We start from the raw sequence: 26,028 nt of genomic DNA on the forward strand, positions 1-26,028 counted from the left end.
TGACGTTCCTGAGGAACGAAGGGACGGAGCATTTGCGAACCTGGGGTGCAGGGGATTTATCCCCTGCCCGCCGGAGGCACGCTTTTATCTCGATTATCCCCTGCCCCCATATTCAACAAATCAAACACCACCCTCGCAAACCCCGCCGCCCTTGCCGGGTCCGACAGCAGCTGCATCATCTGGTTCTGATGGGCCTCGCCGCTGTCCATCACGGCATCATCAATGGCTTTGGGAAAGCCGCCCAGCATCGCCTGTTCGGGGGTGTTGTTGGCGATCTGCATCATAACGAGGTCGTTTTCCATCACCTTGTCCCGGATGGTGTAGGCGTAGCTCACCATGTCGTTGGTGGTGAGTTCATCGGTGATGAAGAGCTCATTCAAACGGGTGATAATCTGAGAGATGAATTCTTCTTTGATGTCTTTTGCCTTGGCCGTGCCCAGGCCTTCGCCCGGTTCCAGCTTGAACTCTGAGGAGTCTTCGCTTAGTTTCAGGTCCTGTCGCCTGATCTCCGAGAGGCGGTAGTGGGTCAGAACCACGCTGTTGAGGTCGATTTGATCGTCATCGAGGAGGGTCTCCCTCAGCATGGGGCGCAGGTTGCGGGCATAGAGGCTGAGCTTTTCCAGATCCTTGTCATCGTAATCGACGATCTGGGACATGAACTCATAGAAGCGGACAAAGGTGCTTAAATCCTTTTTAAAGATCTCAAGGGCGTCTTTCTCCTTCTTGCACTCCTTAAAGCTGTTCTCGGCGTTGGCGATGAGAACCGGGTCTTTTGTTTTTTTGGTACGCTCAAACATCTCTTTGGCGGTTTTGTATGCCTGGCTTGCCGAGGTATAGCGATGTTTCCAGCGCTCCACGGCAGGCTTGCAGATGTTGGCGATGGCGGCGCTGCTCTTGCTTTTCTGCAAAAACGCCTCGCAGAACTGCTCCACCTCATGCCATAAAAAGATCCCTGCTTCGCGTAACTTATCAAACAGGTCAAAAATAAGGTCCGGGTTGGAGACATCCGCCAGCTCCGCCGTCTGGTAATACTCCTGAAAGGATTTCAGAATCACATCGGGTTCGTTAAAAAAATCGAGGACAAAGGTGCCGCTGTCGGCCTTGCCCGGGTAGGTCCGGTTCATGCGGGAGAGGGTCTGCACGCACTCCACGCCGCCGAGCTTTTTGTCCACGTACATGGCGCAGAGCTTGGGCTGATCAAACCCGGTCTGGAACTTGTTGGCCACGATCATCACCTGGTAATCATCGGAATCAAAGGCCTTGCGCATATCACGACCCTTAAGATGCGAATTCATATTCATCTCGGTGAATTTTTCACCCAGCAGCCCGTCTGCGTTGGGATCGTTCTCGCTAAACTCCACCTCGGCTGAAAATGCCACCATGGCACGGATATTCTTGTAACCCTTCTCGGTGATGTATGTGTCAAAACCCAGCTTGTATCGCACCGCCTCTTTCCGGGAGCTGGTCACCAGCATCGCCTTGGCCTGTCCACCCAAAAGCCCCATCACATTGTTCTTGAAATGTTCGACAATTACCTGAACTTTTTGAGAAATATTGTAATCATGCAGGCGCACCCACTGGCCCAGCTTCACCCTGGCCTTCTTGCTCTCCACCTCTTGGTCCGAACTCTCGATGGCCAGGGCCAGATTGTAGGCAACCTTGTAATTGGTGTAATTTTTTAACACATCAAGGATAAACCCCTCTTCGATGGCCTGCCGCATGCTGTACACATGATACGGCACCGGCATGTTGGTCTTGGACGAGGGTTCTAAAGGGTTCGGCAGGCGGCCAAAGAGTTCCAGGGTTTTCGTCTTTGGGGTGGCAGTAAACGCAAAATAGCTGAGGTTGGAAGAGGCCCTGCGGGAGGCAACCACCGCATCCAAAATATCGTCAGAGGAGAGCTCGTCGTCATCGCCTGCCTCGGCGTCGATCATCAACACCTCTTTAAGCTGGCGGGCCGTGGACCCGGTCTGCGAGGAATGCGCTTCATCGGCAATCACCGCATAATGCCGTTCCTTTAAACTCACGTCATTTTCAATGGCTTTTAAAACAAAGGGAAAGGTCTGGATCGTTACAATGATAATCGGTTGAGAGTTCGTCAGCGCCGCCGCCAGTTTTTCCGACTTCGACCCGTTCCCCTCATTGTTGTTGATCCGCCCCACCACCCCGTCCACATGCTCGAACTGATAAATGGTGTCTTGGAGCTGCGCGTCCAGCACCGTCCGATCCGTGACAATAATCACCGAATCAAATTGCTTGTGCCCCGCCTCGGTATACAGCGACGACAGCTGATGGGCCGTCCACGCAATGGAGTTGGATTTCCCCGACCCCGCGCTGTGCTGGATCAGGTACTTGTACCCCGGCCCTTCCTTCCGCGCCGCAGAAATCAGCTTATTCACCACGTCCCACTGGTGATACCGCGGAAAGATCATTGTCTCTTTCTTAAATTTGCGCCCCTCCCAATCCTCTTTTTCTTCAATCTGAAGATGAACATACCGGGCAAGGATATTCAAAAGGTTGTCGGGCAGCAGCACCTCGTTCCACAGATACTCCGTGGCATACCGGTTCACATCCTCGGGCACATCATTTCCAGCACCCCCATCCTTCGTGCCCTTGTTAAAAGGCAGAAAGAACGTCTCATTCCCGGCAAGGCGCGTGGTCATAAACACATCGTACTGACTCACCGCAAAGTGAACCAGCGCCCCCCGCTTAAAGGTCAGCAACGGTTCCGCCTTTCGGGTGATCGGATCCACCGGAAATCGCGTGGTTTTGTACTGCGTGATCGCGTTCTGCACCGCCTGCTTGAACTCAGACTTCAACTCCATCGTCGTCACCGGCAGGCCATTAACAAAAAGCACCAAATCAATGCGCCACGCCTTGGCCTTCACCCCCGTCTCCGCCAGATGCGCGTCCGTGGCCCAGGGGCTGTACACCACCTCCGGGACCACCCGAAATCGGTTCTTCTCATACCGCGCCAACGTCTCCGGGTTCAACCCGTGCTCCGGCCGAAACTGACACAGCCGAAACCGCGTCCCCCGATCCCTGATCTCATGCCGAAGCGCCCCCAACGTCCCAAAGGTCCGCATCTCCTTATGCGCCGCATTCGGATCCGCCTTGTTCAGCTGCGCCGCCACCCGTTTTAAAAAGGTCCCCTCAGGATCGTTGGGATACAATTTTTCGTATTTTTCCCACTGCTTCCCCTGGGTCTCCTTCACAAACCCCAGCAAATCATCATCATACAGCGCCAACTCGCGGTTGTAATTCTCCGCCTTCCCCAACATCCAGCCGTTCTCAATCATCTGGCTGATCATCTCATTTTGAAAAACAAATTCCCTGGCCTTGTCTCCACCGTAATAACTCATGCGGCATCATCCTTAGTTGGTTGGAAAATCAAAAACCGTGCCTCCGGCGGCAAGGTGGAGCCACCTTGAAAGCGGGTTGCCGCAGCGCTTTGCCCCTCGTACCTCGGGCAAAGCGCTGCGGCGTTTACGTAAACGGTAATAGTGAAGGTCAGACGTGGAATTCGTCTTTGAAAATTACCGGTGCTATTGCGAAGGTCCCGTAGGATGGGCAAAGCGCGAAGCGTGCCCATCTGACATTCGGGATACCCACAACGATGAAAATCACATGAATTCTGGCAATGCAAATCTCTCCGGCGTAATCGGTTGCACCAGCGCCAGATGGGCACGGCACTACCTTTGCCCATCCTACAGGTTCACGATGCAACCTCGGTATGGGATTCATGCAACACCAAAGGCTCCCATGGCAAACACCATGCCACCGTCACCGATGATGAACCCGTTCTACTCAAAAGCCATCACAATGGAATGATCCTCGATCTCCACCCCCGACTCATACCACCCCTTGCGAACAGCCTGTTGAAATGAACTGTACTCCCAATCCTCGGGTTTGGAAACATACCCATGCTTCACCGGATTATAATGAATATAATCCACGTGGCGTCGCCAGTCCTCTTCATCGCGTATGATGTGTTCCCAAAAGCGCCGTTGCCAGATCCCCTTCTCCCGCTTTTTAGCCTTGGAAAAGCTGACGTCATACCCCGGCATCCCCGTTGAGAAATGGCGCTTAATCACCATCCACCGTGTCGAAAAGTCATCATCACCATCAGGAAGCCGCCACAACGTATGCAAATGATCCGGCAACACGACCATTGCTTCGATTTCAAAGGGATACCGGGCCACACACAACCGAAACGACTCACGCAACCGGTCAATATGCTCAACAAGCAAAGGCCGCCGATCTTGCGTGACCACCGTAAAAAAATACCACGCCCCCGATTGATAAAACCGTCGATAATCCATGGTATCCCCCCATCATCGGGTTCATTTCCCGTCAAACACCCTCACCGCCCGCACCACGACAACCCGTAGGATGGGCAAAGCGCGAAGCGTGCCCATCTGGCATTCGGGATAACCACACCGATGAAAATTACATAAATTCCGATAATGCAACATCGACCCGGCATGGTCGGTTGCTCCAGCGCCAGATGGGCACGGCATTACCTTTGCCCATCCTACGAATTCACGAGGCATCCACAGCATGGGGTTCATGTAACGCCAAAGGTTCCCATGACAAACCCCATTCCACCCTCACCCCCCGCACCACGACGACCCGTAGGATGGGCAAAGCGCGAAGCGTGCCCATCTGGCATTCGGGATAACCACACCGATGAAAATTACATAAATTCCGGCGACACAACATCTCCCCGGCGTGGTCGGGTGCTCCAACGCCAGATGGGCACGGCATTACCTTTGCCCATCCTACAAATTCACGAGGCATCCACGGCGTGGGATTCATGCAACGCCAAAGGTTCCCATGGAAAACCCCATGCCACCCCCACCGTCCGTACCACGACAACCCGTAGCAATCATTATGTCTACATGTTCACAATGCATCCACGGTGTGGGATTCATGGATCGCCAAAGGTTCCCATGGCAAACCCCATTCCACCCTCACCACCCGCACAACGACGACCCGTAGGATGGGCAAAGCGAGAAGCGTGCCCATCTGGCCGTCGGGAAAACCACACCAATGAAAATTACATAAATTCCGGCGATGCAAAATCTCCCCGGCGTGATCAGTTGCACCCGCGCCCGATGGGCACGGCACTACCTTTGCCCATCCTACAGGTTCACGCGGCATCAACCGTGTTGGGTTTAGTTTGTAACGGGGCCTGCCAATTACGGACGTCGATTTTGCCGGTGACGGCTGAGGAGATGAGGGCGGTACGGCGCTCTTGCATTAGCGCGATTACACATTCAGATTTCTGAATAAGACCAGAAAATTTGTATAACTTTTTTGAAATCAAATCTGCAATCAACTGCTGCTCATGAAGCGGTGGTACTGCAATTTTAAAACCTACTACGGCACTTTTGGTAATATTGTTTGCCATACCTTCCGCACCGCTTATAGTCCGCTCAATATTTGCTCTCATATATAATGAACGCATTAAAAAAGAAAAAAACACCCTATTCACTTGATGATCTAAATGCAGCCGAAAAACTTTATCAGATAAAAGTATTTTATTTCTTGTTTCATGCACTAACGCAACTGAACCAATGAGATCAACAGAGCCACTAGCACGTGACATCAAAACATCGTCTTTTTTTACCTCATATTGCGGAAAGGGCTCAACATGGTCCGGCAATGCCTTGTTCGCAGCACTATTATACACGCCATTATTCACGCAGCTTGTTTTTAAAACGCCCCACTCATTGTCCCCTGCTACTTTATTGTCACATTCTGGGCTTTTTCCTTGTTCCATAAGAGGAAGAATTCGACGGATTTGCATTACATCCCAACCCTCCGGCACCTCCCCCAACCACTCAACCCCCGAATCCCGCATCACCACATCAGGATTCAACCCCTTGGTCACGGCATGGCTGATCACAGCTTGGCGTTTCTCTTTCAGCAGGGCAATGAGCTTCTTCTGTTTTTCGATGAGGGTGTCGATTTTGGCGGTTTCGTGGTCGAGGAAGTTGAATATTTTATTTTGCTCTTCTTTTCGCGGCAACAAAAGCTCAACTTTCTGAAATTCAGCAGGGTCTAAATCCCACTGGTTGACACGAATACCTTTTGATCTTCTCAAATACTGCGCAATATACACTGGGCTACGTAATAGATAGTGAATGTACCTTGGATAGGCCAACTCATTGGATCTAAGCAACGGAGGATAAACAAAATATGCTGGGCTAACGATCCCTTCATATTCAGAAATAGCAATAGAGCCTTGCCAAGTCTTCATCTTATTCATTACCAGATCATCTATCTTAACAAGCTGATACGGTGACAAATCTTCGGAAGGTTTATTGTTATTATCGTCACGGCTATATTTTGGTATTACGCCATAATCTCTATACACAGAAAGCAACTCTTTTTCTGTACAACCAGTTCTCTTCACACGCCTATACAAACGCCCTACAGGTATAATTTCCCAATGTTTGGGGGCTTCCCCCAACCACTCAACCCCCGAATCCCGATACTCCGCATACCCCTGATACCCCCCCATCACGAATGCACCTCCCGCAATAGCTGCATAATCTCCTCACTCACCTGATCCAGCTCTTTATCGATCTCGGCCAAGTCCCGTGGGGGCTTGTACACATAAAAATGCCGGTTAAAGGGGATCTCGTAGCCCACAATCCCGATCTCCTGATCCTTTTCATCTCGCTTAGAAGCGTCAATCCAGGCATCCGGAACGTGGGGAAGCACCTCTTTGGCGACGTAGGCCTCGTTGACCTCGTTCACCGATCGCGTGGGATCCAGAGACACATTTTCGTTGTCCCGCAAATCCCCGTCAGGCTTGTACTCCACCACGTTGCCGTCCACTTCAAAAAAGCCATACATCGGATTGGCCTTGACCTTCTTATGCACCTTCTTGATCACTTTTGCGGCGTCGGGGTTTTTCCAGCTTACGGCTGAGGCGAGCTGTTTTTTCTCTTTGGTGTCGAGTTTCATCCCAGCGACTTTTATGGCGGCATCATAGCCATTCATGTCATCGTGCGGGTCGATGCCCACGGACGCCTGAATCTTTTTGGCTTTTAGAAGCAAATTTTTCTGAGCGGCCCAGGTTTTAGCATTAAGAAGATCTTTGATCTGCTTCTCTTTGAGGGTACAAAATTTTAGCTTAATCTGCCGCCGAATTTCGGCTTCGTGCTCTTTCAGCACCCCATAGAGAGGGCAACCGGGGTCGTCGGACCAGCTGGAGCCGAATTCACCGTAAATCCATTTCATGGGGGCGCTTAAGGGCTTAGGGGCAAAACGCAGCTCTGCGATGCGCTCATCGGAGAACTGGTAGGACTCCCGCAAGGGGCGCTCGATGGTAATGCGGCGGTAGCCAAACTCATGGGTGGCAAAAATCTTGGCTGCAAAGGTTTGGGGGGATTCCGTCTTACCATTGCCATTGGCTGATTGCCTGCCCCGGTTGCTTTTGGGCGCCACCGGCTTGTCCAACTCGCGGGCGTCGATCACCTCGAAGGCCCCCACGGCGCGGGTGATGGTGGCCATGTCGGCATCATCCATCACGTTGCGCTTGGAACCCAGGGATTTTCGCATCTTGCCGCAGAGGTTCACCCCGTTTACCAGCAGGACCTTGCCCTTGCGCTCCTTTGACTTTTTGTTGGAGAGCACCCACACGTAAGTGGAAATCCCGGTGTTGTAGAACATGTCCGTGGGCAGCGCCACGATGGTCTCCAAAAGATCCGCTTCCAGAATATATCGGCGGATCTCCGACTCACCCGAACCGGCCCCGCCGGTGAACAAGGGCGAACCATTTAAGATGATTCCGATCCGGCCTCCGCCTTTGGAGGCGTCACGCAGCTTGCTGATAAGGTGAAGCAGAAAAAGCAGGGAACCATCCGAAACCCGAGGCACGCCCGCTCCGAATCGCCCTTCAAACCCTTTCAAAGCGTGTTCATCCTTGATCTCCTGCTCGATTTTCTTCCAGTCCACCCCAAAGGGCGGGTTGGAGAGCATGTAATCAAATTTATCTGCATAAAGGTGATCATCAGAGAGGGTGTTGCCCAGCTTGATGTTGGAGACCGTCTGCCCTTTGATCAGCATGTCTGCCTTGCAAATGGCGTAACTTTCGGGGTTCAGCTCCTGGCCAAACCCACTCATCACCGCCTGGGGGTTCAACTCGTGCACATACTCCATTCCGGCGGAAAGAAAACCACCCGTCCCCGCTGTCGGGTCATAAATCGTGCGGATCACGCCCGGATTGGTCAAGGCCTTATCGTCGTTCATGAAAACCAGAGAGGTGGTGAGCCGCACAATGTCGCGAGGAGTGAAGTGCTCCCCGGCTGTCTCGTTGGATCCTTCGGCAAATCTCCGGATAAGCTCTTCAAAGACCAACCCCATCTCGTAATTGGAGACGGCAGAAGGACTCAGATCCGCGCCCTTCACCTTCTGAACCACTTTATATAAAAGGTTGGCGTCGTTCAGCTGACCAATAAATTCCGAAAACTTAAAATGCTCAAAAATCTCCCGCGCGTCTTTGGAAAACCCTTGAATGTAAGATTCCAAGTCATCTTTGATGCTCGTGTCCGCCAGCCTGGAGAGTTCCAACTTGGACACGTTGAAAAACGAAAGCCCGCCGGTGGCCCGAAGAAGAAGCTTCTCTTCAGCCTCTTCCGATAAATTCTTCCCGCGAAGGGCCTCATATTCGGCCAGCACCGCCTCCTTGCTCTCCTCCAACACCCCTTCCAGGCGCCGAAGCAGGGTAAAAGGTAAGATAATACGGCCATACTGGCTCTGCTTGAAATCCCCACGTAATAAATCAGCCAGTGACCAGATATAAGCGGCCAGGTTGTTTGTAGCTTGTGTCATCAAACCTGCTTTCATGTTGAAAAAATATGTCGAACGCCCATTCAAAGCGTAGAAAATACAAAACAAGGTGAGCCACCTTGAAAGCGGATGGCACCCGGGTCGCTGGCGCTCGCCGGGTGCGGAAAGCGATCCGGCTAAACCCAGCAAAATTATGTAATCTTTTTTCTTTGAATTGTCACCCTATCATATAGTCGTTCCTCGTGACGACACCTGCCATATGCCATCGATTCAACGCCCAGACAATACGACAATCGGCGTCATCACATTGGAGCGCCGCACTCCGGTGCGGCATGGGCACCGACGCACTAAAAAGCCGCACAGGAGTGCGGCGCTCCACAGCGGTGTTGATGCACCACGCGGTTGCGGGTATCCACCACTGGCCCAACCACGGTTTCGTAGAAAAAGCAAAGGGAGTGCCATACCCATCCTGGGTTGATACCACACCGCCTCCATCACCACCCATCGTGAAGCCACCCCTCACTGTCGGTTTTTTGTTTTTCATTCGTGTTTTTCGTGTGGTTCGTGGTTACATTGCTTTTGCGGCGCAGCCAACTCTCAAGGGCTTGACCACCAACCCCGCGTTGTGAGGAGTTATCCAAATGTTGGATCGAAACACCCCCTTGCCTGAGTTTACATATATGTTTACACTAAACATATGAAAACGATCTCTTTCTACCGCTCCTCTTCCGACAAATGCCCTGTTATCTAACATCCGGACACCCTCTCAGTTGGCAGAACATCGAAAACGAAATTTTTTAAGCAGGGAGCTACACCATGGATGATCTTGATAAGTACATTGAAAAACGAAAAAAATGCAGCCCAACCCTTGCCAAAGACTTTGACAAAGGCTACGCCCAGTTCAAAATCGGGGCACTCCTTAAACAAGCCCGCCTCGATTCCGGGCTGACCCAGGAGGAGGTTGCCATCAAGCTGGGGACCAAAAAATCAGCCATCTCGCGAATCGAAAACCATGCTGAAGACATTCGCCTTTCAACCTTAGTGAACTACGCTGAGGCCATTGGAAAACACCTTGTCCTTGAGGTGGCATAGGTTCGGATCGTAAATGGTTGTCACCGATCTTCCTGGAGTCATCACCCTTACCCTGCTATTTTTCAGCCATAACAATGGCGCTTCCTTGACCTCGCAGGGGATGTAGATTCTCATGCATAAAGCCCAGAAAAATCTCAAGAACAACTACCTGGTAGGCTACCAAAAAAGAGCCGGAAGAAAGATTCTTTCCGACCCGTTTTTATGTAGTCAGCAGTCTATCCCTTCGAGATATCCCTTGCTGACAGCCGTATGCCTTGGGTGCCTTTACATTTCACTATGATTCGTTGAACCAGTCTGCGTTGTAAAGAGTATCGGCTGTGATCGTTTTCTCTTCTTGATAGTAAGCCTCTTCAAGGGCCAATGTAGCGGTATTCATAACCCCTCGGCGGTTGCCCCTGGTATGAGCGGCAATAACGTCTATAGCCTCTTCGTCAAAAAGATCATCAGGTGCCTCAGCATTTTCCAAACGGCTTTTGATGAAGAGTCGTGTCTCCTCCTCATTCATGGGTTGCAATTTCATGATGCCGGTAAGCCGGGTTCGGATTGGGATTAGGGCGTACAGATCCAGGCGTTTGGCAAGGGTTTCATCCCCGACAAGGACGAGAGAGGCGGCAACGGTTTGCCGGTTCCCCTGGAAGAGCAACGAACAGAGATCCCAGAGAGAGTCTGTCTCTACTCGCCGAGCATCGTCGATGACGATGACTGGATGGCGTGCGTTGGCCCCACCTATTAGAGTCTCAATATGATGCTGGATACGGGTTATCAAGGGTAGGCCCCTGCCTTTGGTTTCCACTCCCAGGGCCTCGGCAATGACTCGGGTGAGACCGTTTCTTGGGTGGCCAGCATAAGGGATCAGCACAGGTCGGTATGCATTTTTATCAAGATCGGTAAGAAGGGCGTGGATGAGTGTGGTTTTGCCCGATCCTGAAGGGCCGCAAAGGGCAGTACTCTTGCCATTATGAAGAAGCCGTTTGATGGTTTCCCGCTGCTTGCAATCTCGTTCCGGCATCCATAGTTGACGCTGTACGTAGGTGTCGGCAAAGGGATGATATTTCCATCCGAAAAAATCATTGATGGGTAGCTGCGTCGGCTTGGTGGTGGCATTTCGTTTCATGGTTATCCCCTCGTACTTCTGGCATTTTGGGTTGCATTTAAAGGCTTTGCAGGTTTCATGTCGGGGCCGTACCAGACCATACTCAAATCCCAAGGCAGGAACCAGACATCCACGCGACCTCCAGGGTGGGCATCGATCACCTCAAAACGGCGTTTGTCGATTTGGATGGTGTGGTCAAGGTAGACGGCACAGCGTTTTTTCATGCGGAACAAGGGCTCGATATCAAGGCTACTTGGCATGGGCCTACAGGCACTTTCACTGCGGAGCCGTTTTTGAAGGGGCGTCGTCCCAAGAGAGCTGTGGATGCTCTTGTGATAGAGGGAAAGCCACTCCTTAAAGGCTTTGTTCATGCCCTCAAGGGTATGGGCGGGAGGCTTATCACCTTCCAGGAACTGATCTCTGACCGTTCGGAAGAACCGTTCCACCTTGCCCCTGCCACGTGGTTTGCCCGGTGGGGTGTGGATCAGATGGATACCGAGGTTGGCACAAGAAAATTTAAGATGGTGGCTCGCATAGCAGGCCCCGTTGTCGGTATAGAAACGGATGGGTTTGCCATGGGTACGCACCGATGCCATGAGCTCTTTCATCATCACCTCGGTGTTTTCTGACATAGAAAAACCGGCTCGGACCACATAACGCGAAGCATCATCAATGATGGCATGCAGGTAGGTTTTGCGCTTCTTCCCTTTGTACATGATCTTCGGGCCGTGCAGAAAATCAGCCATCCAGAGCTGGCCGAAGGCCTGGTATTCAAAGGCCCTTGCCGGTTTGTCGACAACAAGATGGGGCCCCCGCTGTAGATTGGCGGTTTGGGCAAACCGGTACAGGGTGGCCCGAGAAGGCTGGTGCATGTCCCAGAGTTTCTCTTCAATCAATCGTGACAGCATACGGGAGAGAGGCCAGACAGGATGCTCTTCGCGCAGCTCAAACAGCCGCTTCTCTATCTTTTCAGGGATAGACGAATGGGTGCCTATGTTCTTTCTTGGGGCATCTTCAAGAGCCGGAAGGCCCCCGCTCCTGTAGCGGTAAAGCCACTTTCGCAAGGTCTCCGGCGAATAGGACACAAATCTCCCGTCCGGCTTGCGAAAAGGGTGGGATGCAAGCCGCATAAGGGCGTTTTCAAGAGTCTCCTCCTCTTCATTTCGATGAAGAAGGGAGCTGATAATGCCATATCGCCAAACGGCGACGTCTGTTTTGTCGGGACGTGTCATAAACTCCTCCATAGTTCAGCCTAAAAGAGGAGCTATAACAGCGCAAACAGCTGATAAATTACAGGATTGAATTGTGTTGGTCGCCAATATCCCATCTGGCAGGGTAGAAGCGTTGAGAAAAATCCCGGGTAAAATCTGCCCAAAATCTGGCCGGGTCTTGAAGCAGATTTGTGCCCCAGTCGGCGATCTTTGCCTCATGGTAGAACCATGGGATAAATTCCCGACAGAACTCACTAAGCCGTTTTGTACGTCCTCGCGTTATTTCCAATAATCCAGACACTATGGACTGGGGACGTCTCAGGGCATTGCCAAGGACGTAGCCTATAATATGGGTCCCAAAGGTATGACGGACAATGGGAAGCAGCGGAAAAGGCAACACCGAAAAAGTACGTCTCGGACATTCAGGAGACTTGCAGAGATAACGTTGGATTTTCACAAGGGTGGGCCTTACAGGATCCGCCCGGAAGTAAGTTCCGTGGCGTATAATGAGGGTTGTGGCACAACGGGAACAGCGAACTTGATTTACACTCTTGGCAGATTGGTCGATTTTTAATAACATACACACCATAAGTGGGAGTTGTTGTGGTTGATAATATTGGTAATATTAATCTATACCACAACTCTCCCGCTTATTCTTCCATGGAAGGATACTCACCCACCCTCAGGCCGTTGCGAGGCCTGTTGTCCCAATGCCATTCTGGTTCAGAACCTCACTTTTTTCATTTTTCGGGGTAGACTCTTTCTCATGGAATGTAAGCGTACGTGGGATTTATTGGGGGATTTCGGGTAAAGCAGAGAAAGAATCTACAGGGACATGTATGAACCATCCCCAACAAAACAACAAATCCGTACATGAATACAGAGGTCCCAATGGAAACCACACGGCTCGGTATAAGACTGGATGAGATAATCAAGGCAAAGGCGGAAAAGGCCTCGGTACTCCTCGGCATGAAAAGCCTGACGGAGTATCTCGTCTGCCTGATGGATAAGGACGCGACGAAAGTCATTCGAGAGCATGGCAAAATCACGATTTCACAAAACCATTTCGAGGATTTTATAATCGCCTGTGAGAAAGCAGGTAAACCCAACCAGACCCTGCGAGATGCCGCCTCTTTCACCCAAAAGATGGGCCGGTAAGCGGCATGACGGAAAAAGCCGCGACGGAGCACGGCGCGCCCGGAACAGCCCTTCCCATCCAACAGCAGATGGGTTAGGAGGATCATGCTTCAAATATAAAGGCTCATGAGTGAAGCGAATTCCTTGAACGAAGAACGACGAACCAAGAACCAAGCACGTTTTTCCTATATAAAGACCCATGAGCGAAGCGAATTCCTTGAACGAAGAACGAGGAACGAGGAACCAAGAACCAAGCACGTTTTTCCCTATATAAATGCCCATGAGCAAAGCGAATTCCTTGAACGAAGAACGAAGAACGAGGAACCAAGCACCAAGCACTTTTTTTCCCTATATAAATGCCCATGAACGAAGCGAATCCCTCGAACGAAGAACGAGAGACCAGGAACCAAGCACGCTTTTTAATACGATACAGCCAAGACCACAAATATCAGAAAAGGTGTCATTGCAATAAACAGTTGTCGCTTGTGCTTGCCTGACTCTTTATTTTTTTGAAAACGAATCAGGAATGGGACAATCATGAGTGCTGCCAAAATTCGCAAGATGTCAAACAAGGAAGAATCAACAAATTGTGCTATTAAGCTTATCTCTTCCACGACAGTCTCCTGTTTTATAGGGTTTTAGCAATGTCATATCTTCAACAATTCGAACTGGTTTTTAATTGATAGCTCTCAGAGGTTTGAATTTATGGGAAAATTTTTGTCACATATGTAGATTTGCCCCCTTCTCCACTTCATTATAAAGCTAATTTCCGCCGAAAGTCTGGAAGTTTTTCCGATAAAGACAATACTACTTCTCTAAGTTCTTCGTTAATTGAAAGTTCCTTCACATTCTTTTTGATTAATTCTACCAATTCATTCTCAATAAAACGCATATCTATTGGCAACCTAATCTGCATATCTTCTTTGATTAATAAAAAGCACCATACTATATCTAAGGTTTCGCAAATTTTATCAAAAGAACATAGATCAACAATTGTTTGTTGAATAATGGTTGCCACTTCAAACCCATTATTATTCATGTCAGCCCACAGCAATAATTGTCTTAATACCAGTATTCTATCATGTTTGTCTCGATAAGTTACATCTGGTATAAAAAAAGGCTTTTCTCCTATAATAGCTTCTTTTATATTGCCTTTATCGAACCATTTCGTAATTTGTTTGTTAATTGTATTCAATGTTTATAATCCTTTTATTGTCGTACTTATTACACCAGCATCTGATTTAAGAGGACTCTTGATAATTCCTTCATTAAGATTTCCAGTTGTCATGCCCACACCAGGTCTAAAAAATTCATTACCCTCAGTTGGCAATCTAAGGTTACGCGAAAATGGATTTTGAACATCAATTCTCATTAAATTCCCACCACTAAGTTGCCCTTTCGGTAGCCCTAATGCCATTTCAATATCAGTTCGGGTTGCGGAACTTAAAAGAAGATTGTCCACCTGAGAACTGGGTGCAATAAACAGCCCACCGGGTCCACCAAATGTTTTAGAACCTGGAAAGCGATCAAGACTTGTTGATGTAGTAATGTGTGTTCCCCCACCAGTAAAGGGATGTATCATTGGCAATTTTTCTGTAGCAATTGCCCTGTTTGCCCCCTCCCCACACAACCCCAACGGATCAACCCACCCCCACACATTCTGAGCATACCGATAAAGGTTCACCCCGGCTTCCAGCCCCAGCGGGTCGCGACTTACAAAGGTCCCCGTTTTCGCGTCAAAATACCGATACCGGTTGTATGCAAGATCAAACTCTGCATCGTAATACTGCCCCTGGAACCGAAGGGGGTTGTCGATGTCGTTCGCGTAGAGTTTTTCGATATTACCCAGGCTGTCGTAGCGAGCCGACCAGACGATTTTCCCTTGAACATCGGTGATCTCCTGGGGAAGGCCTACGGCATCGTTATGAAAGTAGAAAACATGCCGGTCTTTGTCAATGAAGGCAAGGGGAATAAAGGTGCCGGGATAAAAGACAAACTCACGGGGGATGTCGCCGCCGACGTTGTCGGAGAGCAGCTGATCGCCATCCCAGGTAAAGGTGGTGGTGATGCCTTCGGTGGTTTTGGAGACTCTTCGGCAGGCGGCATCGTAGGTCATCTCTGTTTTGATGCCCTCGGGGGTTGTCACCGCTGACAACCGGTCAGCGGCATCCCACGCAAAAAACGTCGTGCCGTGTTTCTCTTTTCGTTCGACGAGGTTCCCTGCGGGGTCGAGGAGGTCTTCTATCCCCGGATAGGAGAGATGCCTGAAGCCTGCGCCCTCCCCTTTTCTCTCTTTAAACAGGTTCCCGGCAGGATCAAAGAGAAATTCCTGAATCTTCTGCTCAGGGTTAATCGCCTGGATAATCTGGCCCTGGGGGTTGTAGGTGAAGTAACTCTCCCCCTTATTTGAATCGCTCCGGGCGGTGAGGTTGCCTGCGGGGTCGTATTCGTAGGCTCTTTGAATGGCAATGCCGTTCTGGCCCGAGATGCGCTGGTTTGTGAGAAGCCCTTCGCTGTTGTGCTGGTACTCGCGTTCAAGGCCAGTGGAAAAGGTCTCTTTGAGGGGCAGACCTGCGGCGTCCCTTGCGATATCCACGTACGCGTCGTTGTTGATACTGATCCGGGTCGGGTTGTTCAGCTGATCGTATTCAAATCGGATGTCGTTGCCGCTTGAGGTGCGGCGGCGGATCCGGTTCCCGCCCAGGTCGTATTCATTGATGATCTGGTGCTCGCCCTGAAACTCTGAGACCACGCGGTTTTCTGAGTCAAAAAACCGCGTAACGGATGCCGCCTCATTTTCATGGAGGATCAAGTTGCCGTTGGCATCGTAGCCAAAGGATTCGAGGGTGCCGTCATGGCGTTTTTTGGAGGTCAACCGCCCGAGGGCATCAAAGGCAAATTCGGTTTTCCGCCTCAGGGGATCGACGGTGTGGGTCAGGCTGCCGATGCTGTTGTAGGCGTAAGTGCGTTTATTCCCGTAGTAATCGATCTCTTCGGTGATTCGTCCGGCGTGGTCCCTTTTAAACGCAAAAGACTCGCCGGATTCGTTTGTGACACCGGTGAGCCGGTCTTCCGTATCGTAGGTGTAGAGGAGGGTGGTTCCGTCCGGATTGATCCGCTTGGCCACCTTGTTTAACCCGGTATATTCAAACCGGGTGATCAGCCCGGCTTCGTCTGTGTACTCAATGAGGTTGTCTTCATCGTCATATTGGCAGGCGATCTTCCCGCCGGAGGGTTTGACGCTACCGATCAGCCGCGACTTCACGTCATAGGTGTAAGTTGTGATTCGGCCGGTGGGATCCGTGGATGAGATAACATTGCCGTAAGGGTCCAGTTCAAGTCCGATGGTTTTGCCCGAAGGATCGGTGATGCCTGTGATGTTGCCGTTTTCATCGGGCTGGAACCGTGTCACCGCGCCTTTGGGATCGGTGATGGAGATGAGATCTCCGAGATCGTTGTATCGGTAGTGAGTGGCTGCGCCGTAGGGACTTGTTCGGGAAATGAGTTGGCTTTTCTCGTTCCACGCCTGCTTCCAGGTGTTGTTGTTCGGGTCGGTTATTTTCACCGGGTTGTGGTTTGAATCGTATTCGAGGCAAACCCGGGTTCGGTCCGGCCTCGTCACGTCCAGCAGGTTGCCGTGGCGATCGTAGCTGTACTCCGTACGGTTGCCGGACGGGTCGGTGATGGCCGTGGGCCTGCCCTTGGCGTCGTATGCGTAGGCGGTCAGGTTGCCTTGGTGATCTGTCACCCGCACCGGCCTGCTGTTCTCATCGTACTCGAACACTTCGGTATGGTTCAGGGAGTTGGTGATGCGGGTTTGATCGCCGGATTCGGCATACTCAAACCGGTAATCGTAAAGACGGTCGTCCCCGAAGGTGTGGATACATTTTGCATCCGGCTGTGCAATATCGTCATACTCATAATGGAACGAGAGCCCGGTTTTACCGGTGACCTTCTCAAGCAGGTGATTCTGATAATCAAACCGGGTTGATGCTCCGGCTGGGTCGATCACGGATGCAAGATCACCGGACGTCAAATGATAATCGTACTCAACCAGATCCCGCGTGGTCTCGTCGGGGTTGAGAAGGTAGAGGCTCTTGATCCTGCCCTGGAGGGTGTGGGCCTTTATTTTCTGGCCGGAGCTGAGGGAGATCCCGGAGAGCCCATGGCCCTCCCGTTCAAAATGGATGGCATTGCCGTGCTTGTCGGATATACGTTCCAGGAATACCGGAAACAACGACGAATCGATCATGGGAAAGCTGTAGGTCAAACCGCCTTTGGTCTGAACTTTATAAGACGCCCCCTCTTTAAAGAGTTCGGACCCGCTGGCCTCCTCTGTGACGCGCTCTGAATCCGGAAGGTATTGAAACACAGCCCCGCCGGGGGAGCCGTCAGAAAAGGTGACCAGCCCCGCATCATCCATTTCAAGATGCGCGTCCGCAGGCGTTCGCCAACCATGACCAATACCAAGGCCTGGGATATCGCACTCTTGAGAGTTGTAATGCCTGTTCCAGGCAAGGGGAATTCTTCCCGGCAGGATAAAATCTGTCTGTGTGTCCACCACAGCCCCGGACACACAGTTAACTGGGTGGCCTTTCTCCATGTCGGGCAAGGCGGAGTCCGCATTGGACTTGTTGATTTCTGCGTGTTTTGCCTCTGCCAGGCTCGCATCTTTTCCAAGGGGTTTACTCGCAGGTTCCGTCTCTACAATGGTTTCAACGATATTCTCCCGCCGCTTGACAGGCACCGAAGAGACCGGCTCATCAAGATCAATATGCGTCTCCGGGTTTTCCACATCGGCTTTGCTGAGGCGGGTCTTGTTGGCCTTGAGGTTTTTAATATCGGCTCTTGTTCCTTTCATGGACACATAGGTGAGCGCCGCGGCGATGCCCGCGGAGCGCAACATCTCCATGAGCCTTTGCAGACGCTCGTCCGGGGCAAGGGTGTCATCGTCCATGATGGATTGATAATCCTTAAACTGTTCTTGACCCAACAGGATGCCCTGGAGCCCGTCCGTGGAGACCTGCCCGATCAAAATAGTTCGTGTGGCACCCAGGGAAGCCGATGACACACTCGCCCCCGCTTTCCAAGCCAAGCCCGCCCCGGCAAAGAGGTTGCCCACGATGGAGAGGCCATCAAAGGTGTCATCTTTCCAGTTGCCGAACCCTTCGCTGTGTCGCTGGGCAATATTGATGGTGGCCGCAGTGGTGCTGGTGAAGACGGATGCCCAGATGGCGGCGGAGACCACGCGGGAGCCGGGGACTGGTAAAACCAGGGTGGCCACACCGGCGAGAACGGCACCCCCAAGGGCCACGTAATCGAACCAGCTTGAGACCTCATCCCAAAAGGTTTTACCGTCGGAGTCAAACTCCCCGGACAGGGAGACTCCGTGATTGGGGACCTTGAACTCGTAGGTGATCATACCGTCCGGGTACCTGTTTTGTTTCTCCCACTTTTTGAGGACCGCTTCCATGGCCAGCTCATGTGTATCCCCACTCCCCTCGTAAACCCCGGTGGTGTATGTGTACATGGGGTTGGTCCAGTCCAGCAGCGTCCAGGAGGGGGCTCCATCATCCTCCGTGGTGTTGACCAGATAGAGCATCAGCCGGGTTCGCCCAGAGCTCCGCCGGCCCATGTGCATGGCGTCCACGGCCAGGCCCTCTTTGGCTTCAAGCCCTTCGAGGTTTGTTTTTAGATGACCGATATAGGATTCGTTGTCCGCTACCTGCTTTTCATGGATTTCTCGCTTCTCCTCGGGGGGCGGCTTCACCTTTGCAATATCAAGGAGCACCTTGTGGGTCATCTCCCTGTGTCTCAATACCTGGAACGGTCCAGGCAGCCCGTCATTTGATTTGGGGTCGAACTCCCGGCCCAGGATGTTGGAAGCCGAATCCACCCACTGTTTGCGCTCGTAGATATCCTTTGTGCCGTCCGGGTGGGTCACAAACAAGGCGATGGTGTGGCGGCCCGCAACGACCCATCGCGCAACTTTCCAATGCTGGGTCTTCGGGCCTTCGAAGATATGAGAGCCGTGCTTTCGCAGGGTGGTGGGATCATTGAAACAAACCCACCTGAAGGAGGTGCCTTCGGGAACATGGCTGCTTTCGAGGTCCACAAGCTCCGCATGATACGACACCATGGCTTTGGGAGCGATGCACTGAAAATCAGGGTAAGAGACGATTTTAAATTGGGGATGGCTCATGCCTGTTGCGTCTCCTCGTAGAAAGTGATCATGCCATCATCGGCCAAGCCGGTTTTCACAAGTAAAAAGTCCACCACGTCTTTTTGGACGCCAGAGTCAAAAGCACCCCGTATGTCTTCACTTAACTCACCCTTGTAATTTGCTTTGTATGCCGCCCCAACGGTTTTAAAATCCACGGCGCTCTGCATCAGGCTCAGCAGAGACTCCATATCGCCCCCCTGAATGGCTGCCTGGATATTTGCGGCCAGGCTCTTTGCGATGAGGTCCCCTTCATCTTCATAGCTGATGTATCCCGCAAGGTCGGATGAGATACCTGCAAACAGGGCCACCCCATCTTCATCGGATATTGCCGTAACGGTGGACTCATCCCCCAGGGTAAGGGTCGCTTCCACATTGGGAATCGGGTCATGCGTGCTTGTCAGGACCTTGGCCTTCACATCTCTTTGCCCAGGTTGTTTCAAAAAAGCCACATGCTGCACATTTACTGAAAGCCCAGATTTTTCGACAGATTCAGGGATATATATCGTCCCTTTATTTAAAAAGTATTCATCGCCTGCAGGGGACAACTCTCCACATTCAAACCTCAGCTTCAGCTGCTCAGGGATCTTTTGTCTCTGTTTTGTTCCCCAGTTGAAAAAGGCCAGCTCTTCAAAAGAAAAGCCATGGCTCTTTGCCACGCCGCTGAAAAGTTCGCCCTTTGTTACCTGATGCTCTTTGATTTTGCATAAATGCTTGAATGCGGAGTGATGACGCGCTTGCTTTCCCTTCCGGCGTGAGGGGTTTATTTTTCCAAAATCACTGGCGTTTGGTTGGTTGATTTTGACCAGGGAGTAGCTGTTTCCCAGCCAGGCCGAAGGCGGCCTGGCATTAAATCCAGACAGAGAGTAATGCCCTTTATCAACGGCCTGCATGCTGAAACAGCCATTTTGAGAAGAGAGCACATGTTGAGAACTGCCATCCGGGCACGCAATCTGCGCTTTAACACCGCTGACGACCTCCATGGTATCGTGGTTCACAAACATGAGATTAAACGCCTCTCTATCTTCCATGTCAGAAGCCAGAACTCCGCTGAAAATCAGCTCACTCTCTTCCATGGAATCATGAAGCAGGGGAGCCGAATCTGAGGTCTCTGTCAGGCCCGATTCGTCGATCCACCGAATGGATTTGTAAGAGAAGGAGACGTACTCCATGTCTCGGAAGGGCTCGTTTTCCGCAAGAAACGCCATCTTCGTCTCGGAGGAGATGTCTGTGATAATGGCATCATTCAACACAATGGTGTGGTAATTGACCTCTACACCTTGAGCATCAGCCTTATAGAATGACAAAATCACCTCGACAAACAACCCACCCGAGACCAGGTGCTGATAAAGAATGGGACTTGACCTGTCAATCTCCTTGCAAAGAATCAGCGGATCGTGAAATCGCAGACTCACGTCACCCGGTCCTGCCTGATCCCCTGGCACATAAACCCGGTGTTCAAAGCTGTAAGCGAGGATCACATCGTTTTTGCCGTACATGCTGCTTGAGCCTTTAATCTCACCCTCAGACTTGCTGGTCAGCTCAATAATATAAGGAAGGGGCATTGGAGACGGCTCCGTCATCTGATTGAATGGTTTCGCAGGCTTAATGAATTACGAAAAAAGTATTATCCATAGATAATGAAGAGTTATTTACAATTTGCCACACAGATAACTACAAGCTTGAGTATATGTCAAGTAAATAGACGAGAAATAACCAAGGCAAGGCATTGATCTGAGGTGTCAAATTTTAAATGTAATTTCACTGCTATAACGCTGCGAACAAGGCAACAAAAAAAGGGGTGGCGGGTCTTATCCCGGATATTCCATAAGAAAACGCAACACAACGTAAATTAACATGTAATTTAATTACAGCGTGTTACGATGAAGCAATGAGTTATTTAGACTATGCAAAATGTCAATTTCGATTTTGGCACCCTTCGGGCGAGTCGAGTGCACCCATTTTCTTCATTATCAATGCATTGAGGTAAGTCGCCCTTTCTCTATCCGCGAAAAAAGTATTCGCGGTTTCCAGAATGGAACATTCGGCGGGAAGTCATCGGGGCTGCTGCGATAAGAAACGAGGATTAACGCGCTGCGGCCACCCACTTTCAACCGGTGGCCCACCTTGAAAGCTGGTTGTGACCCTATCGCCTCGGGTCAGATCGATGCGTGATCGGCTATACCCGCGCCAGATGGGCACGGCACACCCTTTGCCCATCCTACGGGGTTCACGAGATATCCACGGTGTTGGATTCATTCAACGCCAACGGTTCCCATGGCAAACCACATGCCACCCTCACCGCCCGCGCCACGACGACCCGTAGGATGGGCAAAGCGCGAAGCGTGCCCATCTGGCCGTCGGGATAACCATACCGATGAAAATTACATAAATTCCGACAATGCAACCTCTCCCCGGCGTAATCGAGTGCTCCAACGCCAGATGGGCGCGGCACACCCTTTGCCCATCCTACGGGGTTCACGAGATATCCACGGTGTGGGTTTGGAGCCTGGCCATGGCCTGCCTATTGCTCACACCAATTTTACCAAGACCCGTCACTATAACCTGAAGCCCCGCCCTTCATACCCTTCACGGTAACGGTAAAGGCTCATTGGGTTTTCAAAAATCAAATGCCCTATGAGCGAAGCGAATTCCTTGAACGAAGCACTACGAACCAAGAACCAAGCACGTTTTTCCCTACACGTTTTTCCCTACACGTTTTCCCCTTATCTACGCCAACCCCCTAACCTTATCCGCCGGATATTTGGCCTCATTCTTTTCCATCTTCAAATCCACGGCCTCGGCCATATCGATCTTTAAGATATCGGCCAGGCGGCAGAGGTAGATCTGAACGTCGGCGATCTCATCTGCGACCTCGGCTTTTTTCTTCGGTTCCAGGTCACCGGAGGCCGCTTCGGTGAGCCACTGAAAATGCTCGAGAAGCTCGGCGGCTTCCACCATCAGAGCCATGGAAATATTTTTGGGGGAATGGAACTGCTCCCAGTCACGATCTTTTGCGAACTGGCGTTGTCTTTCCTGAATTTTTGCGATGTTCAAAACGGTATATCCTCGGAGTCATCTGGGTCTCCCCAGGTTTTATCTGGGTCGCCCCAGGTTTCAAAATCATTCAATACGACAGGTTGCTTGGGGTCTCTGGGGCGATCATCCACCTCCGAAAAAAAGGGTTCTTCCACCGGCATGTATTCCCACATCTCATTCTGATGAAGCCAGATGGGATCGGCATTGCGCTGGATAAACTCATCCAGGGGAATACCATCGACCGTCGGGGGGCGCTTGATGCGCTTTTGCTTCCCATTCATAAAAACATACATGTACTTTTTCTGCCGGGCTTTCTTGGCCTCTTTTTCAGCCGGAGTCCGCTTTCTCTTGTTTCCCATGGGGTGTCCTCACTTACCATAAAAATGGCCGAAACGATGACCAGACCCACAGCCGGTTCAAAGCATGACGCTCTGCCCTGCCGAGTTAAAACGCACCGATCACGTCAATAGGTCTCATGGCTGTCAACGACGTTCGAAATACTACGGCTGGAACCGAATGGCGAGGTCTTTTCTTGGGAAGGGGGGCAACTGGAGGGGGCATAGGGCACCCTTATGTGAGGCATTGCCGACGGTGTGGGGATGAGAGGTAGGGTGTGCTTGCGCACCATGGATCAACCGCAACGGCCAAGAAAACCCATGAACGGATACCCCTCAAGCAGCATAGGAATGGCTAGCCCGGATATTTCATGAGAAAACAATCAGACCTAAGGAATAGTTCGTAATTGCAGTTCTTTACAGTAATATTTTCAATATATTTCAAAAATGCAAAATGTAATCCACAGTATTCTGTCTGATTTTCTCACCCTTCGGGCTAAAGGCGTTGGTTTTCCGAACAAATGGTGCGCAAGCACACCCTACGGGGTGTCACGTGGCGGGTTGTTTTCGTTAATCTGGCCATCTGAAGTCGATTGGGCTGAATAGTTACCATTTTTGTAACTATCAAGATCATGAAAAGCAGCCTCCGGCGGCAAAGTGAGCCACCTTGAAAGCAGGTTGCGAATGCGCTTTACCCCCTTGTCACGGCGTAGCCAGCTTTTTCAAGCGTAGCTGAACGCGAAGACGGATCGCTTGTCGCGCCGTAGCCCATTGGCGTGGGTCGAATGGTGAGGCATAGACATGGGCGCAGGCGGATTCCTCGGGTCAAATCACATCCGCATTTGGGCCGGTGCAAATCTGAAATGTGTACTTAAGACCTGTTTATTAAACTTTTCAAAAGTTTAGCCCCCGGCAGGGCCGCCGGAGGCACACGCTCAACAGTTACGAATCTTTTAGCCTTTCAGCCCCTCGGCAAAGGTTCGCCCATACTGTCGGCAGGCTTCGACACCGTCCGCATCGGGCGTCCAAAGGACGGCGACGCCCTCATCTTCGACGCGAAACCCGGCGCTTTTAAGATGTTCCCGTATCTGTTTGACCGATTCACCGCTCCAGCCGTAGGAGCCGAAAGCGCCCCCTTGCTTGCCTTTCAACTGAAGGCCTTTCACCTCTTCGAGGAACCCGGCCACTGAGGTGAGGATCCCGCGGTTGATGGTGGATGAGCCAACGATCACCCCTTTGGATTGAAACACGTCGGTGATGACATCGTTTTTATCGCCCTTGCCCACGTTAATCACTTTAACAGAGACCTCGGGATCTGCCTCCTGAATCCCCTCGACAATGGCATCGGCCATTTTTCGGGTGTTCTCCCACATGGTATCGTAGACCACGGTGATCTGATTTTCCGGCACGCCTTCCGCCCACTTCAGATAAGAATGAATGATCTGTTCGGGATGATCCCGCCAGAGCACCCCATGGCTGGGGCAGATCATATCTACGGGAAGATTGAAGCCAAGCACTTCATTGATTTTGCGGGTGACCATGGGGCTGAACGGGGTCAGAATATTGGCATAATATTTCAGGCACTCCTGGTACAACTCGGCGGGATCGACGAGGTCATTGAACATTTCGCTGGTGGCGTAATGCTGGCCAAAGGCATCGTTGCTGAAGAGAATGTTGTTTTCGGTAAGATAGGTGAACATGCTGTCGGGCCAGTGAAGCATGGGGGCTTCTATAAAGATAAGCTCCCGCTTTCCTAAGCTCAGGCGATCGCCGGTCTTCACCACCTGAAAGTTCCACTCCTGATGGTACTGCCCCTTTAAAGAGGCCACCCCCTTTTTCGTACAGTAGATGGGAACATCCGGGATATGGCGCATCAGCTCGGGCAGTGCGCCACTGTGGTCCACCACCCCATGGTTCATCACCAGATAATCAATCTCCTTTAAGTCCACGGTATGGATAAGCTGCTCTATGAATTGTTTTGCAAAGGGGAGCCACACCGTGTCGATAAGGACCGTCTTCTCATCCCGCACCAAGTAGGCGTTGTAGGTGGAGCCCCGATGCGTGGAGTACTCCTCTCCATGAAATTTACGCAGCTCCCAGTCCCGAACCCCGACCCACGTCACATGGTCATTCAGATCAACATGCATGGTGCTCTCCTTTTATTGGAAGTCATTTTGAGTATTTTTTGTATTATGGCAGGATGTTACCCCGAGAGCAACGTTCGACATTTCTGGGGTGGACGCCTTCGCGCACGACCGCAACCCTTCATACTTAGAACCCATGGATCCTCCCTTTTAGGCTTCGGCATAAAACGCACCGAAAAAGCCTATCCCCCGAATTTATTTCACCTTCGCCTGCGTTCCCCTGTCACCCCCATTACCGGCTGTCAAAAAAGTTTAGGAAAAAGCATGAAAAGGCTTGATTGACGGGCGATCCGCTGCTATAAGTTTTTTCACAAATTGCCGAAGTGGTGGAATTGGTAGACGCGCTAGTTTCAGGGACTAGTGAGAGCAATCTCGTGGGAGTTCGAGTCTCCCCTTCGGCACCAAAAAAGATTTTGAAAGCCTCTGCATGAATTTGCAGAGGCTTTTTTGTTTTGATGGCTGCCAAAAGCAAAGGCATGCTTCGTTCTTCGTGCCAGGTTCTTCGTGCCTGGAGTCGCTGCGCTCCAGCGATTAGAAAAAAACAGGCCAGGGGCGGTTTTGATCATCCTTACCGAGATCTGTCTCGGCAGTGAGGGGTCTTCCGCCGGAAGGAAATCACTCGCGGGGACAAAAGATCGGCCTCATCACGAGGGTGCCTTCTTTTGATTCATCGATCGATGATGATGAGGAGGAGGAGGAGGGCAAAAAACCCTACCCCCGAAATCAAGACCTGTTTCTCAAGCGTTTCAAAAGTTTGGATCCGACAGAACCAGCGGAGACGCTTTTCATTTCGCAAAGCCTGAATGATGAGGTCAAAAAAAACACGAAAAGGCTTGATTGACGGGCAATGCGCTGCTATAAGTCTCTCACAAATTGCCGAAGTGGTGGAATTGGTAGACGCGCTAGTTTCAGGGACTAGTGAGAGCAATCTCGTGGGAGTTCGAGTCTCCCC

15 protein-coding genes and 1 tRNA gene are annotated in these 26,028 nt (G+C 51.2%); 3 read left to right on the forward strand and 13 right to left on the reverse strand.

The features are described from left to right. Positions 1-56: 56 nt before the first annotated feature. The 4 genes from Q1Q75_RS16245 to Q1Q75_RS16260 all read right to left on the reverse strand — a co-directional run bounded on the left by Q1Q75_RS16245 (position 57) and on the right by Q1Q75_RS16260 (position 8,847). On the reverse strand, positions 57-3,362 hold the full coding sequence (locus Q1Q75_RS16245; RefSeq protein WP_300672754.1) for a DEAD/DEAH box helicase family protein: 3,306 nt from the start codon (positions 3,360-3,362) through the stop codon (positions 57-59). 441 nt (positions 3,363-3,803) lie between these two features. Beyond that, positions 3,804-4,322, reverse strand: coding sequence for a transposase (locus Q1Q75_RS16250; protein WP_300672755.1), 519 nt, complete (start codon positions 4,320-4,322; stop codon positions 3,804-3,806). A gap of 830 nt (positions 4,323-5,152) precedes the next feature. Continuing rightward, positions 5,153-6,529 (reverse strand): restriction endonuclease subunit S, encoded by a 1,377-nt coding sequence (locus tag Q1Q75_RS16255; protein WP_300672756.1) that lies wholly within the window; start codon positions 6,527-6,529, stop codon positions 5,153-5,155. Further along, the gene (locus Q1Q75_RS16260) at positions 6,529-8,847 is read right to left on the reverse strand and encodes a class I SAM-dependent DNA methyltransferase (RefSeq protein WP_300672758.1); all 2,319 of its coding nucleotides are present in this window, start codon (positions 8,845-8,847) and stop codon (positions 6,529-6,531) included. The genes Q1Q75_RS16255 and Q1Q75_RS16260 overlap by 1 nt, the downstream gene beginning before the upstream one ends. Before the next feature lie 774 nt (positions 8,848-9,621). Here Q1Q75_RS16260 and Q1Q75_RS16265 point away from each other — a divergent pair. Further along, positions 9,622-9,897 carry a helix-turn-helix transcriptional regulator gene (locus Q1Q75_RS16265; RefSeq protein ID WP_300672759.1) on the forward strand — a complete coding sequence of 92 codons (276 nt, stop codon included), beginning with the start codon at positions 9,622-9,624 and terminating at the stop codon, positions 9,895-9,897. Positions 9,898-10,171: 274 nt separating this feature from the next. On the opposite strand, the gene Q1Q75_RS16270 is transcribed toward Q1Q75_RS16265, so the two are convergent. Next, positions 10,172-11,011 carry an AAA family ATPase gene (locus Q1Q75_RS16270; protein WP_300672761.1) on the reverse strand — a complete coding sequence of 280 codons (840 nt, stop codon included), beginning with the start codon at positions 11,009-11,011 and terminating at the stop codon, positions 10,172-10,174. 2 nt (positions 11,012-11,013) lie between these two features. Continuing rightward, entirely contained in the window at positions 11,014-12,222 is a 1,209-nt protein-coding gene (locus Q1Q75_RS16275; protein WP_300672763.1) for a DDE-type integrase/transposase/recombinase, read from the reverse strand. A gap of 870 nt (positions 12,223-13,092) precedes the next feature. On the opposite strand from Q1Q75_RS16275, the gene Q1Q75_RS16280 reads away from it, so the two are divergent. Further along, positions 13,093-13,359, forward strand: coding sequence for a DUF1778 domain-containing protein (locus tag Q1Q75_RS16280; protein ID WP_300672765.1), 267 nt, complete (start codon positions 13,093-13,095; stop codon positions 13,357-13,359). A gap of 398 nt (positions 13,360-13,757) precedes the next feature. Here the strand turns inward: Q1Q75_RS16280 and Q1Q75_RS16285 are convergent, their stop codons facing one another. The 7 genes from Q1Q75_RS16285 to Q1Q75_RS16315 form a co-directional block, all read right to left on the reverse strand. Then, complete coding sequence (locus tag Q1Q75_RS16285) at positions 13,758-13,952, reverse strand: hypothetical protein (RefSeq protein ID WP_300672767.1); 195 nt, start codon at positions 13,950-13,952, stop codon at positions 13,758-13,760. 140 nt (positions 13,953-14,092) lie between these two features. Then, positions 14,093-14,533 (reverse strand): hypothetical protein, encoded by a 441-nt coding sequence (locus Q1Q75_RS16290; RefSeq protein ID WP_300672769.1) that lies wholly within the window; start codon positions 14,531-14,533, stop codon positions 14,093-14,095. 3 nt (positions 14,534-14,536) lie between these two features. Then, the gene (locus Q1Q75_RS16295) at positions 14,537-19,540 is read right to left on the reverse strand and encodes an RHS repeat-associated core domain-containing protein (RefSeq protein ID WP_300672771.1); all 5,004 of its coding nucleotides are present in this window, start codon (positions 19,538-19,540) and stop codon (positions 14,537-14,539) included. Continuing rightward, positions 19,537-21,123 carry a type VI secretion system tube protein TssD gene (gene tssD, locus Q1Q75_RS16300; RefSeq protein WP_300672773.1) on the reverse strand — a complete coding sequence of 529 codons (1,587 nt, stop codon included), beginning with the start codon at positions 21,121-21,123 and terminating at the stop codon, positions 19,537-19,539. The genes Q1Q75_RS16295 and tssD overlap by 4 nt, the downstream gene beginning before the upstream one ends. Positions 21,124-22,288: 1,165 nt before the next feature. Beyond that, entirely contained in the window at positions 22,289-22,615 is a 327-nt protein-coding gene (locus Q1Q75_RS16305; RefSeq protein ID WP_300672775.1) for a nucleotide pyrophosphohydrolase, read from the reverse strand. Next, positions 22,612-22,956, reverse strand: coding sequence for a hypothetical protein (locus Q1Q75_RS16310; RefSeq protein WP_300672777.1), 345 nt, complete (start codon positions 22,954-22,956; stop codon positions 22,612-22,614). The genes Q1Q75_RS16305 and Q1Q75_RS16310 overlap by 4 nt, the downstream gene beginning before the upstream one ends. A 929-nt stretch (positions 22,957-23,885) precedes the next feature. Further along, complete coding sequence (locus tag Q1Q75_RS16315; RefSeq protein ID WP_300672779.1) at positions 23,886-25,079, reverse strand: anaerobic nitric oxide reductase flavorubredoxin; 1,194 nt, start codon at positions 25,077-25,079, stop codon at positions 23,886-23,888. Between the two features lie 314 nt (positions 25,080-25,393). Here Q1Q75_RS16315 and Q1Q75_RS16320 point away from each other — a divergent pair. Continuing rightward, a tRNA-Leu gene (locus tag Q1Q75_RS16320) sits at positions 25,394-25,480 on the forward strand. Positions 25,481-26,028: the final 548 nt, after the last annotated feature.

Source organism: Desulfoluna sp. (assembly GCF_030145185.1).
Classification (GTDB): domain Bacteria; phylum Desulfobacterota; class Desulfobacteria; order Desulfobacterales; family Desulfolunaceae; genus Desulfoluna.